Origin of the sequence: Pseudomonas sp. JV245A (assembly GCF_032424515.1) — a bacterium.
GTDB classification, from domain to species: domain Bacteria; phylum Pseudomonadota; class Gammaproteobacteria; order Pseudomonadales; family Pseudomonadaceae; genus Aquipseudomonas; species Aquipseudomonas protegens.
Genome location: NZ_VYKE01000147.1, coordinates 1 through 12725, shown reverse-complemented (window position 1 = coordinate 12725; position 12725 = coordinate 1). Strand labels below are relative to the sequence as shown.

Annotated in this window: 13 protein-coding genes and 1 pseudogene; all 14 read left to right on the top strand. The window is 62.1% G+C overall.

Annotated elements, in window-relative coordinates:
* Positions 1-697: FHIPEP family type III secretion protein (locus tag F6S12_RS26040; protein ID WP_315869468.1), on the top strand; the 697-nt coding region annotated here is incomplete at its 5' end.
* An 11-nt stretch (positions 698-708) separates the two neighbouring features.
* A complete protein-coding gene (flhF, locus tag F6S12_RS26035; protein WP_011060001.1) occupies positions 709-2031 on the top strand; it encodes a flagellar biosynthesis protein FlhF in 1323 nt (440 codons plus the stop codon).
* Positions 2032-2149: 118 nt separating this feature from the next.
* Entirely contained in the window at positions 2150-2980 is an 831-nt protein-coding gene (gene fleN, locus F6S12_RS26030) for a flagellar synthesis regulator FleN (protein ID WP_011060002.1), read from the top strand.
* Positions 2977-3717, top strand: a complete 741-nt coding sequence (fliA, locus tag F6S12_RS26025) for an RNA polymerase sigma factor FliA (protein WP_011060003.1) — start codon at positions 2977-2979, stop codon at positions 3715-3717. Before fleN ends, fliA begins: the two co-directional genes overlap by 4 nt.
* 165 nt (positions 3718-3882) lie before the next feature.
* Positions 3883-4254: a chemotaxis response regulator CheY gene (locus tag F6S12_RS26020; protein WP_003183998.1), complete on the top strand. Its 372-nt coding sequence runs from the start codon at positions 3883-3885 to the stop codon at positions 4252-4254.
* 30 nt (positions 4255-4284) lie between these two features.
* A complete protein-coding gene (locus F6S12_RS26015) occupies positions 4285-5073 on the top strand; it encodes a protein phosphatase CheZ (protein ID WP_011060004.1) in 789 nt (262 codons plus the stop codon).
* A gap of 12 nt (positions 5074-5085) precedes the next feature.
* Positions 5086-7371: a chemotaxis protein CheA gene (locus F6S12_RS26010; RefSeq protein WP_315869467.1), complete on the top strand. Its 2286-nt coding sequence runs from the start codon at positions 5086-5088 to the stop codon at positions 7369-7371.
* A 47-nt stretch (positions 7372-7418) separates the two neighbouring features.
* Positions 7419-8540: a chemotaxis response regulator protein-glutamate methylesterase gene (locus F6S12_RS26005; RefSeq protein ID WP_011060006.1), complete on the top strand. Its 1122-nt coding sequence runs from the start codon at positions 7419-7421 to the stop codon at positions 8538-8540.
* Positions 8540-9280 carry a flagellar motor protein gene (locus F6S12_RS26000; RefSeq protein ID WP_011060007.1) on the top strand — a complete coding sequence of 247 codons (741 nt, stop codon included), beginning with the start codon at positions 8540-8542 and terminating at the stop codon, positions 9278-9280. The genes F6S12_RS26005 and F6S12_RS26000 overlap by 1 nt, the downstream gene beginning before the upstream one ends.
* A 2-nt stretch (positions 9281-9282) precedes the next feature.
* Entirely contained in the window at positions 9283-10167 is an 885-nt protein-coding gene (gene motD / locus F6S12_RS25995; protein ID WP_011060008.1) for a flagellar motor protein MotD, read from the top strand.
* 50 nt (positions 10168-10217) lie between these two features.
* Positions 10218-11006: a ParA family protein gene (locus F6S12_RS25990; RefSeq protein ID WP_011060009.1), complete on the top strand. Its 789-nt coding sequence runs from the start codon at positions 10218-10220 to the stop codon at positions 11004-11006.
* A gap of 84 nt (positions 11007-11090) precedes the next feature.
* Positions 11091-11969, top strand: a complete 879-nt coding sequence (locus F6S12_RS25985) for a CheW domain-containing protein (RefSeq protein WP_077933592.1) — start codon at positions 11091-11093, stop codon at positions 11967-11969.
* Between the two features lie 79 nt (positions 11970-12048).
* Positions 12049-12531 carry a chemotaxis protein CheW gene (locus F6S12_RS25980; RefSeq protein WP_011060011.1) on the top strand — a complete coding sequence of 161 codons (483 nt, stop codon included), beginning with the start codon at positions 12049-12051 and terminating at the stop codon, positions 12529-12531.
* Positions 12532-12725: pseudogene (locus F6S12_RS25975) on the top strand (DUF2802 domain-containing protein); the annotation flags it as partial.

Genomic DNA, 12725 nt, shown 5'->3' with positions numbered 1-12725 from the left:
CCAGCGGCCGCAGGCGCAGTCCCTGGGCTACACCGTGGTGGACGCCAGTACCGTGGTCGCCACCCACTTGAACCAGATTCTGTACAAGCACTCCAGCGAACTGATCGGCCACGAAGAGGTCCAGCAGTTGCTGCAAGTGTTGTCCAAGAGTTCGCCGAAGCTGGCCGAGGAATTGGTGCCGGGCGTGCTGTCGCTGTCGCAGTTGCTCAAGGTCCTGCAAGCGCTGCTGGCCGAGCAGGTGCCGGTACGCGACATCCGCAGCATTGCCGAAGCCATCGCCAACAATGCCGCCAAGAGTCAAGATACTGCCGCTTTGGTTGCCGCGGTACGCGTCGGATTGTCTCGTGCCATCGTCCAAAGCATTGTAGGCACTGAGTCTGAGCTGCCTGTGATCACCTTGGAGCCAAGGTTGGAACAAATTTTGCTCAGCAGTCTGCAGAAGGCAGGACAAGGCCAGGAAGAAGGCGTTCTGCTGGAGCCAAGCATGGCAGAGAAGCTGCAGCGTTCGCTGATCGATGCGGCGCAGCGTCAAGAGATGCAAGGTCAACCGGTGATTCTGTTGGTAGCGGGGCCGGTCCGCGCCATGCTCTCGCGGTTCGGCCGTCTCGCCGTCCCGGGTTTGCATGTGCTGGCGTACCAGGAAATTCCGGACAACAAGCAAGTGACCATCGTTGCGACAGTAGGGCCCAACGGCTGAGGTAGTGGGTTATGCAAGTTAAGCGTTTTTTCGCCGCCGATATGCGTCAGGCCATGAAACTGGTTCGTGATGAGTTGGGCGCTGAAGCCGCCATCATCGGCAACCGGCGGATCGCCGGCGGTGTCGAGCTGACGGCTGCGCTGGATTACAAGTTGTCGGCCTTGTCGCCACGGGTTCCGAACATGGAACTCGAGGACGAGCTGCGCAAGACCCAGTCGCGGATTGTCACCGCCCAGGCCGAACTAAGCCTGCGGGGCGAGGGCGACAGTGCCTCGATCACCAATCGCCAGCTGTTCGCCGGCCTGCCGTTGACCGCGGCCGAGCCCCTGATCGAGCCGACCCTGACCGAGCGTCCGCGCCCGGCGCCGGCTCCTGCAGCGCCACCTGCCGATACGCGGGCGCTGGACTCGATGCGTTTCGAGCTCAACGGTCTGCGCGAACTGCTGGAAGTGCAGCTCGGCTCCCTGGCCTGGAGCCAATTGCAGGGCAGCCGTCCGGAGCAGGCCAACCTCTGGCGTCGCCTGCAGCGCATCGGCCTGTCGGGCCCGCTGGCCCGCGACCTGCTGGCACTGATTACCGAAATCAACGAACCCCGTCAGGCCTGGCGCATGTTGCTGGCGCACCTGGCGCGAATGATCCAGACCCCGGAAGTCGAGCCTCTGGAAGAGGGCGGCGTGATCGCCATGGTCGGCCCGGCCGGCATGGGCAAGACCACCACCCTGGCCAAGCTGGCGGCGCGCTACGTGCTCAAGTACGGGGCGCAGAACATTGCCCTGGTGAGCATGGACAGCTACCGCATCGGCGCCCAGGAGCAGCTCAAGACCCTGGGGCGCATCCTCAATGTGTCGGTGACCCATGTGGACCCGGGCCAGTCCCTGGCTCAGGCACTGGATCCGCTGCTGCGCAAGCGCGTGGTGCTGATCGATACCGCCGGCCTGCAGGCCAGCGATCCGGCGTTGCGCATGCAACTGGAGAGCCTGGCCGGTCGTGGCATTCGTGCGAAGAACTATCTGGTACTGGCTACCACCAGCCAGAAACAGGTGCTGACCGCCGCCTACCACAGCTACAAACGCTGCGGCCTGGCCGGTTGCATCCTGACTAAACTTGATGAAACAGCCAGTCTTGGCGAAGTGCTGAGCCTGGCCATCAGTCATGAACTGCCGGTTGCCTATCTCACTGATGGTCCGCGGATTCCTGACGATCTGCACCTGCCTCGCCGGCATCAGCTGGTGAGTCGCGCGGTAAGCGTACAGATGCAGGAAGAACCCAGCGAGGAAGCCATGGCCGACATGTTCGCTGACCTTTACCACAGCCCGTCCAAACGGGTTGGCTGAGGTAATCATGAATAGATTGCAGTGTATCTACATCGATGGTCTGCCATGCATTGTTCCAATGGTGAACGCGCAGCCAGTTATGTGGCCCCGTCTAAGTAAGACAAGGTAAAGAAAGAACATGGGCAGCATGCATCCCGTACAGGTGATTGCGGTGACCGGCGGCAAAGGTGGCGTCGGCAAGACTAATGTGTCAGTGAACTTGTCCCTGGCTCTGGCTGAGCTTGGCCGGCGGGTCTTGCTGCTGGATGCCGACCTGGGACTGGCCAATGTCGATGTCCTGCTGGGCCTGACTCCGAAACATACCCTGGCCGACGTCATCGAGGGTCGTTGCGAACTGCGCGATGTGCTGCTCCAGGGCCCTGGAGGCATCCGCATCGTACCGGCCGCCTCGGGCACCCAGAGCATGGTGCACCTGAGCCCCGCGCAGCACGCTGGCCTGATCCAGGCCTTCAGCGATATCGGCGACAATCTTGATGTGCTGGTGATCGACACCGCTGCGGGTATTGGTGACTCGGTAGTCAGCTTTGTCCGCGCGGCCCAGGAAGTACTGCTGGTGGTGTGCGACGAGCCGACCTCGATCACGGACGCCTACGCGCTGATCAAGCTGCTCAACCGCGACTACGGCATGAACCGTTTCCGGGTCCTGGCCAACATGGCTCAGAGCCCTCAGGAAGGTCGCAACCTGTTTGCAAAATTGACCAAGGTCACGGATCGCTTCCTGGACGTGGCCTTACAATACGTCGGCGCAGTTCCCTACGACGAAAGCGTACGCAAGGCCGTGCAAAAGCAGCGTGCGGTCTATGAAGCCTTTCCTCGTTCGAAGTGTGCATTGGCGTTCAAGGCCATCGCGCAAAAAGTCGATACCTGGCCGTTGCCGGCGAACCCACGCGGGCATCTGGAGTTTTTTGTCGAGCGGCTAGTGCATCAAACAGCGGGACCGGTGCTATGACTGCCAGTGGCTACAACCTCTACAAGAAGTCGGCGCGTGACAGCCAGTACGAATTGATCGAGCGCTACGCGCCTCTGGTCAAGCGTATTGCCTATCACCTGCTGGCGCGGTTGCCGGCCAGTGTTCAGGTAGAAGACCTGATTCAGGCCGGGATGATCGGTTTGCTCGAAGTGTCGACCAAATACGACGCGAGCAAGGGGGCGAGTTTCGAAACCTACGCGGGTATCCGTATCCGTGGGGCGATGCTCGACGAGGTTCGTAAAGGCGACTGGGCACCGCGTTCGGTGCACCGTAATACGCGCATGGTCAGTGATGCGATTCGCGCAATTGAAGCTAAAACCGGTCGTGACGCTAAAGATCATGAAGTTGCGGCCGAACTTCAATTGAGTCTCGACGATTATTACGGGATTTTGAACGACACCTTGGGCAGCCGCCTGTTCAGTTTCGACGACCTGTTGCAGGACGGCGAGCATGAAGGGCTGCATGAGGATGGCGCCAGTGCTCATCTCGAGCCGTCACGGGACCTGGAGGATGAACGCTTCCAGGCCGCGTTGGCGGATGCGATTGCCAATTTGCCGGAGCGCGAGCGACTGGTGTTGGCGCTGTACTACGACGAAGAGCTGAACCTCAAGGAAATCGGTGAGGTCCTGGGGGTCAGCGAATCGCGGGTCAGCCAGTTACACAGCCAGTGCGCAGCCCGTTTGCGGGGGCGTTTGGGGGAGTGGCGAGCGCGCTGACAGGCAGTGTGGGGACACTGCGTTCAGGACCGGTGAAGCAAGCGCTGCACCGGTCTTGCAGTATGTGCTCCATGCAGTCGTTGTGTGTTATGCCGGATTGATTGAATGGCGCGTTCAGGTGCTGGATGCGTTTAAGACTGCTTGGAGGTCGAATTGGACAAGAACATGAAAATCCTCATCGTTGATGACTTTTCAACGATGCGGCGGATCATTAAGAACCTGTTGCGTGATCTGGGATTCACCAACACGGTCGAGGCCGACGATGGCACTACCGCCATTCCGGTACTCAACAGCGGGAGCATCGACTTTCTGGTAACGGACTGGAACATGCCGGGCATGACCGGTATCGACCTGCTGCGCCACGTGCGCGCCGATGAAAAACTCAAGCACCTGCCGGTATTGATGGTGACTGCTGAAGCCAAGCGCGAGCAGATCATCGAAGCTGCCCAGGCCGGCGTAAACGGCTATGTCGTCAAACCATTCACGGCTCAGGCGTTGAAAGAGAAGATCGAAAAAATCTTCGAACGCATCGGTTGAGACGCGTAGCCATTCCGCCACGGGGGAGCTATGGAGCATAACGAATCTTCACTGGGCGACTTTGAGTCGACCCTGAAAAAACATGCGCTGGAACTGGTCGAGAGCCTTGAAAAGGGCCGGTTCGGCGAAGCGGTGCAATTGATCCATGAGCTCAATCAGACCCGTGACCGCGGCCTGTACCAGGAAGTGGGCAAGCTCACCCGCGAGCTGCATAGCGCGATCGTCAATTTCCAGATTGACCCGCACATGCCGCAAGCCGAGGAAGTTTCACAGATCACGGATGCCACTGAGCGCCTGTCCTATGTGGTCCGGCTGACGGAAGCCGCAGCCAACCGCACCATGGACCTGGTGGAGAGCAGCACCCCGCTGGTCAACGGCCTGAGCACTGAAGCCCAGGCCTTGAGCGCAGACTGGGGGCGCTTCATGCGGCGCGAGGTCGGCGCTGAAGAGTTTCGCGAGCTGGCGCGCCGGGTCGACAGTTTCCTGACGCGCAGCGAACAGGAAACCCGTACCGTTTCCGGCCACCTCAACGACATTCTGCTGGCGCAGGATTACCAGGACCTGACCGGTCAGGTGATCAAGCGTGTGACCCAGTTGGTCACGGAAGTCGAAAGCAATCTGCTCAAACTCGTCTTGATGGCCAGCCAGGTCGATCGTTTCGCCGGTATCGAACATGACCGTGAATCGATCCTCGCTGAAAAAGATCCGCAAAAACATCTCGCCAAGGGTGAAGGTCCGCAGATTCATGCCGATAAACGGGAAGACGTTATGTCCGGTCAGGACGATGTAGACGATTTGCTTTCCAGCCTTGGATTCTAGGAGCACCCATTAATGAGCTTCGGCGCCGATGAAGAGATCCTTCAGGATTTCCTGGTTGAGGCCGGCGAGATTCTAGAGCAACTGTCCGAACAACTGGTCGAGCTGGAAAGCCGGCCGGATGATGCGGATTTGCTCAATGCAATTTTTCGCGGTTTTCACACTGTTAAAGGGGGCGCCGGCTTCCTCCAGCTCAATGAGCTGGTGGAGTGCTGCCACATCGCCGAGAACGTCTTCGACATCCTGCGCAAGGGTGAGCGGCGAGTCGACTCGGAACTGATGGACGTGGTGCTTGAGGCTCTGGACGCGGTGAACGGCATGTTCAGCCAGGTCCGTGAGCGCACCGAAATCACCGCTGCCACACCGGAGTTGCTGGCGGCCCTGGCGCGCCTGGCCGAACCTGCCGGTGCCGAGCCTGCAGCACCTGCTGTGGAAGAGGTGGTTGAGCCGGTTGCCGAGCCTGTGGCTGAAGAAAGCCCGGCAGGGGACATCACCGATAACGAATTCGAGCTGTTGCTCGACTCGCTGAATGCCGCCAAGGCCGAAGCCGAAGCAGCGCCTGCCGCCGCACCTGCGGCCCAGGGCGAGCCGGCCAGCGATGAAATCACCGACGCGGAGTTCGAATCCCTGCTCGATCAGTTGCACGGCAAGGGCCAGTTCGCCCCGGATGCCGTGGCACCGGCCGCGGCCAGTGCCACCAGTGGTGCGGCTGGCGCAGGTGATGAGATCACCGACGATGAATTCGAAGCATTGCTGGACCAGTTGCATGGCAAGGGCAACTTCGCCGTGGAGGCCCTGGATTCGGCCGTGGCGGCGGCGCCTGCCGCTCCTGCCGCAGCCGCACCAAGCGCAGCCGCAGCCGGCAGCGACCTGATCACCGATCACGAATTTGAATCCCTGCTGGATGAGTTGCACGGCAAGGGCAAATTCTCCGAAACCCCGGGTGCGGCCAAGCCAGCCGCGGCTTCTGCGGCTCCGGCTGCGGCGGCCACTGCTGCCGTCGCCAAGCCGGCGGCGAAGAAGCCCGAGCCCAAGGCCGAGGCGCCGAAAGCTGCCGCTGCTCCTGCTGCGGCCCCGGCCCCGGCTCGCGCCGCCGCTGCGGCCCCGCCGGCGGAAAAGCCTGCCAGCGAAGCGGAAACCACGGTGCGTGTCGATACCGCGCGCCTGGACGAAATCATGAACATGGTGGGCGAGCTGGTGCTGGTGCGTAACCGCCTGGTGCGCCTGGGCCTCAACAGCGGTGACGAAGCCATGTCCAAGGCCGTGTCGAACCTCGACGTGGTGACTGCCGACCTGCAGACCGCGGTGATGAAGACCCGCATGCAGCCGATCAAGAAGGTCTTCGGGCGCTTCCCGCGCCTGGTTCGCGACCTGGCCCGGCAGCTCAAGAAAGAGATCAACCTGGAGCTGGTGGGGGAAGAAACCGACCTCGACAAGAACCTGGTAGAAGCCCTGGCCGACCCGCTGGTGCACTTGGTGCGCAACGCGGTGGACCACGGCATCGAATCGCCGGAAGAGCGCGAAGCCTCGGGCAAGTCCCGTGGCGGCAAGGTGGTACTGGCGGCGGAACAGGAAGGCGACCACATCCTGCTGTCGATCTCCGATGACGGCAAGGGCATGGACCCGAACGTGTTGCGCGCCATCGCCGTCAAGCGCGGCGTGATGGACAAGGACGCCGCCGACCGCCTGAGCGATACCGAGTGCTACAACCTGATCTTTGCCCCGGGCTTCTCCACCAAGACCGAGATTTCCGATGTGTCCGGTCGCGGTGTGGGCATGGACGTGGTGAAGACCAAGATTTCCCAGCTCAATGGTTCGATCAACATCTATTCGACCAAGGGCCAGGGCTCGAAGATCGTCATCAAGGTGCCATTGACCCTGGCGATCATGCCGACCCTGATGGTCATGCTCGGCAACCAGGCATTCGCTTTCCCGCTGGTCAACGTCAACGAGATCTTCCACCTCGACCTGTCGCGCACCAACGTGGTGGACGGCCAGGAAGTGGTGATCGTGCGCGACAAGGCGTTGCCCCTGTTCTACCTCAAACGCTGGCTGGTCAGTTCCGCCGCTCATGAAGAGCAGCGCGAGGGCCACGTAGTGATCCTTTCGGTGGGTACCCAGCGGATCGGCTTCGTCGTCGATCAACTGGTGGGCCAGGAAGAAGTGGTCATCAAGCCCTTGGGCAAAATGCTTCAGGGAACCCCGGGCATGTCCGGCGCCACCATTACCGGTGACGGCCGCATTGCTCTGATCCTCGATGTTCCGAGCATGCTCAAGCGTTACGCCGCACGGCGTATTTGATTCGGCGGGGAGGGGCGGTTGGCCTCGCCCCACCTAACGGAGTGTTTATGGCAGTCAAAGTCCTGGTGGTGGACGATTCGGGTTTTTTCCGCCGCCGCGTCTCGGAAATTCTTTCAGCGGATTCGAATATCCAGGTCGTCGGCACGGCGACCAATGGTAAAGAGGCGATCGATCAGGCCCTGGCGCTCAAGCCGGACGTGATCACCATGGACTACGAGATGCCGATGATGGATGGCATCACCGCAGTGCGGCACATCATGCAGCGCTGCCCGACGCCGGTCCTGATGTTCTCCTCCCTGACCCACGAAGGCGCCCGAGTGACCCTCGATGCGCTGGATGCCGGGGCGGTGGACTTTCTGCCGAAGAACTTCGAGGACATCTCGCGCAATCCCGAGAAGGTCAAGCAGTTGCTGTGCGAGAAGGTCCACAGTATCTCGCGCAGCAATCGGCGCTTCAGCAGCTACAGTGCTCCGGCACCGCAGCCGGCGAGTGCGCCGGCACCTGCTCCTTCGAGCTTCGCCAGTTCGCGCTCGCCAGCTCCCGCACCGGCTCCGGCCCGCGCAGCGGCGCCGGCGGCCAGTGCGAATTCGCCGGCACCCAAGCGCAAGGCCTACAAGCTGGTGGCCATTGGTACGTCCACAGGCGGCCCGGTGGCGCTGCAGCGGGTCCTGACCCAGCTGCCGGCCAACTTCCCGGCACCTATCGTGCTGATCCAGCATATGCCGGCGGCCTTCACCAAGGCCTTTGCCGAGCGTCTGGACAAGCTCTGCCGCATCAGCGTCAAGGAAGCCGAGGATGGCGACATCCTGCGTCCGGGCCTGGCGCTGCTGGCGCCTGGCGGCAAGCAGATGATGGTCGACGGTCGTGGTGCGGTGAAGATTCTCCCGGGCGATGAGCGCTTGAACTACAAGCCGTGCGTGGATATCACCTTCGGCTCTGCGGCCAAGTCCTACAGCGACAAAGTTCTGGCGGTGGTGCTCACCGGCATGGGCGCCGACGGTCGTGAAGGCGCGCGTCTGCTCAAACAGGGCGGCAGTGCGGTATGGGCCCAGGACGAGGCCAGCTGTGTGATCTATGGCATGCCAATGGCCATCGTCAAGGCCAACCTGGCGGATGCGGTGTACAGCCTGGACGACATCGGCCGACACCTGGTCGAGGCCTGTCTCTGATGGATGTGCTCAGCCTTATCGGGATCATCATGGCGTTTGTCGCCATCATCGGTGGCAACTACCTGGAGGGGGGGCACCTGTCGGCCCTGGCCAACGGTCCGGCGGCACTGATCGTGCTCGGCGGGACCATCGGCGCGGCACTGCTGCAGTCGCCGCTGAGCGCCTTCAAACGGGCCATGCAGATCCTTGCCTGGATCCTGTTCCCGCCCCGGGTCGATCTGCCGGGCGGCATCGACCGGGTGGTCAACTGGAGCCTCACCGCGCGCAAGGAAGGCCTGCTGGGCCTGGAAGGCGTGGCGGATGCCGAGCCTGACAGTTATGCGCGCAAGGGCTTGCAGTTGCTGGTGGACGGTGCCGAACCCGAAGCCATCCGCAGCATTCTCGAAGTGGATTTCTATACCCAGGAAAGTCGTGATATCGAGGCCGCCAAGGTGTTCGAGAGCATGGGCGGCTATGCGCCGACCATCGGCATCATCGGCGCGGTAATGGGGCTGATCCACGTGATGGGCAACCTGGCCGATCCATCCCAGCTGGGTAGCGGCATCGCCGTGGCCTTCGTCGCCACTATCTATGGGGTGGCCAGTGCCAACCTGGTGCTGCTGCCGATCGCCGCCAAGCTGAAATCCGTTGCCTTGCGCCAGTCGCGTTACCGGGAAATGCTCCTCGAAGGCATCCTGTCGATCGCCGAAGGCGAAAACCCCCGCTCCATCGAGCTGAAGCTGCAAGGCTTCATGGACTGATTATGGCCCGTCGTCGCCAGCAAGAAGAACACGTCAACCATGAGCGCTGGTTGGTTTCCTACGCCGACTTCATTACCTTGCTGTTCGCGTTTTTCGTGGTCATGTACTCGATTTCCTCGATCAACGAGGGCAAGTACAAGGTCATTTCCGAAGCCTTGATCGGGGTCTTCACCGACTCCGATCGTAGCCTCAAGCCGATTCCCATCGGCGACGAGCGTCCCAAGACCGTGACCCCGGCCAAGCCCCTGGTCAAGGACAGTGACCAGACCGACGCCGGCATCGCCGGGGCCAGTGACCCGCTGAAAAGCATCGCCGATGACATCAGCGCAGCCTTTGGCGACCTGATCAGCTCCAACCAGATGACCGTGCGCGGCAATGAACTGTGGGTGGAGATCGAACTCAACTCCAGCCTGCTGTTCGGCAGTGGCGATGCCATGCCCAGCGACCAGGCGTTCACCATCATCGACAAGGTGGCGAAGATCCTCAAACCCTTCGACAACCCGATCCATGTCGAGGGCTTCACCGACAACCTGCCGATCCAGACCGCGCAGTACCCGACCAACTGGGAACTGTCCTCGGCCCGTTCGGCGAGCATCGTGCGCATGCTGGCGATGCAGGGGGTGAACCCGGCGCGCATGGCCTCGGTGGGCTACGGTGAGTTCCAGCCAGTGGCCAACAACGCCACCGCCGAAGGCCGGGCGCGCAATCGCCGGGTGGTGCTGGTGGTGTCGCGCAACCTGGATGTGCGCCGCAGCCTGACCGGTACCGGCACCGCCCATGCAACACCGGATGCGGCACTCAAGCGTGCTGGCACACAAACTGCACCAACCCCGGTCAAAACGCCGGTACAGGGAAGCGCCGTCAATTCTCCGTCACCTGCTTTATAACTTAGCGCTATGTCTCGCCCCGCTGTGGCCGGGCGGGAGGAACCAACCGAATGAGAGTCTGGGCAGTTGCCAATCAAAAGGGTGGTGTCGGTAAAACCACCAGTTCCATCGCTTTAGCCGGCTTGCTGGCCGAGGCGGGCAAGCGTGTGGTCGTGGTCGATCTCGACCCCCACGGCTCCATGACCAGCTACTTCGGCTATGACCCGGACAGCCTGGAGCACAGCAGCTACGACCTGTTCCTGCACAAGGGCAATGTGCCCCAGGACCTGCCGGGCCAGTTGTTGCTGGGCACCAGCCACGAGCGTATTTCGCTGTTGCCGTCCAGCACCGCGCTGGCCACCCTGGAGCGCCAGTCGCCGGGGCAGAGCGGCCTGGGCCTGGTGATCGCCAAGAGCCTGGCGCAGCTGTGGCAGGATTTCGACTATGCGGTGATCGACAGCCCCCCGTTGCTCGGGGTGCTGATGGTCAACGCCCTGGCGGCCAGCCAGCAGTTGGTGATCCCGGTGCAGACCGAGCACCTGGCGGTCAAGGGCCTGGAGCGCATGGTCAATACCCTGGCCATGGTCAATCGCTCGCGCAAGCAACCCTTGCCGTTCACTATCGTGCCGACCCTGTTCGACCGCCGTACCCAGGCCTCCCTGGGCACCCTGCGGGTACTGCGGGACAAGTTTCCCGAGGAGATCTGGCAAGGCTACATTCCGGTGGATACCCGCCTGCGCGACGCCAGCCGGGCCGGGGTCACCCCTTCGCAATTCGATGGCAAGAGCCGCGGCGTACTGGCCTACAAGGCCTTGCTCAAGCACTTGCTGGCCCAGCAGCTCGTGGCGCAGGTGGCTTGACGTGAAGCGTTATTCAAGTCGCCACGCCGCCCGGCCGATAACCCCTACAGGTCACTGTATCGGGGTTTTAGCGTGGGCATCCTCATGAACCGTCCTCTGGATGTAAAGAGCCGGCCGCAGTTGGCGCTGCAGTCGTACCTGGACGCTTTGCTGCAGGACGCCACCGACGAGGAGTTGCTGCCAGAGCCGCCGATCCCGGTGCCCGCCCCGGTAGTGGTCGAAGCCTCCAGTGAAGTGCTGGATGAATTCCAGGCCGCGGTACTGGAAGAGCAGGCCCGTGACGCCGAGCTCCAGCAGAACTGGGCGCCTGCGGTTGCTGCGCCAGAGCCCGTTGCCACCCCGGTGCTGGAAGCGCCGGAGCCCATGCCAAGCACCCTCTCGCCCGTGGTGCCGATGCTCCAGGCCCTGGTGCCGCCCGTGGTGGAAGTGCACTTGCCGCCGAGCAATACGCCGCCTCCGGTCACCGGCAGCGATCGTCCCGCCTGGGCGGCAGAGCCGTTCGAGTGCCTGTTGTTCGATGTCGCGGGCCTGACCCTGGCGGTGCCCCTGGTGTGCCTGGGCTCGATCTATTCCCTGGCCGGGCAGGAGCTGACGCCGCTGTTCGGCCAGCCGGAATGGTTCCTCGGTATCCTGCCGAGCCAGGCTGGCAACCTGAAGGTGCTGGATACCGCACGCTGGGTCATGCCGGATCGCTACCGCGACGATTTCCGCCAGGGCCTGCAGTACGTGATCTCGGTCCAGGGCTATGAGTGGGGGCTGGCGGTGCATCAGGTCAGCCGCTCGCTGCGCCTGGACCCCAATGAAATCAAGTGGCGCAGTCACCGTGGCCAACGCCCGTGGCTGGCCGGCACTGTGATTGAACATATGTGCGCCTTGCTCGATGTTGCCGAACTGGCGGAATTGATCGCCACCGGTGGCGCCAAGCAGATGGCGATCAGTCAAGCGGCCCACAAGCCGAAGTAAACCAACAACAGGCCGCGTCCGTCGGGCGTGGCCACACAGAACACACGCCGTTTTCAACGGTTATTTGAGGGGTCAGGGTATGAATAAGTCGTCGTCTGCACAGGGTTCCGAAGATCCGATCCTGCAATGGGTCACCTTCAAGCTGGATAACGAGTCCTACGGCATCAACGTGATGCGGGTCCAGGAAGTGCTGCGCTACACCGAGATCGCTCCGGTGCCGGGCGCACCCAGCTACGTGCTGGGGATCATCAACCTGCGCGGCAACGTGGTGACCGTGATCGATACCCGCCAGCGCTTCGGCCTGGTGCCGACCGAAGTCAACGACAACACCCGGATCGTCATCATCGAAGCCGACAAGCAAGTGGTCGGGATCATGGTGGACAGCGTCGCCGAAGTGGTTTACCTGCGCCAGTCGGAAGTCGAGACCGCGCCGAACGTCGGCAACGAAGAGTCGGCCAAGTTCATCCAGGGCGTGTGCAACAAGAACGGCGAACTGCTGATTCTGGTTGAGCTGGACAAGATGATGAGCGAAGAGGAATGGTCGGAACTGGAGAGTATCTGATTGATCCTCGAGGTAGCGGTAATTGTCCTGGCGATCCTCTGGGTCGCCACTCTGGCTCTGTTCCTGTCCTACACCCGCAACCAGCGGCAGATTGCTGCCCAGCAGGCCGAGGGTGACGCCGTGCGCGACCAGCGGATCAAGGAGCTGGCCAAGCGCGTCGACCATTACCAGAGCGGTACGGTGCGCATGGGCGA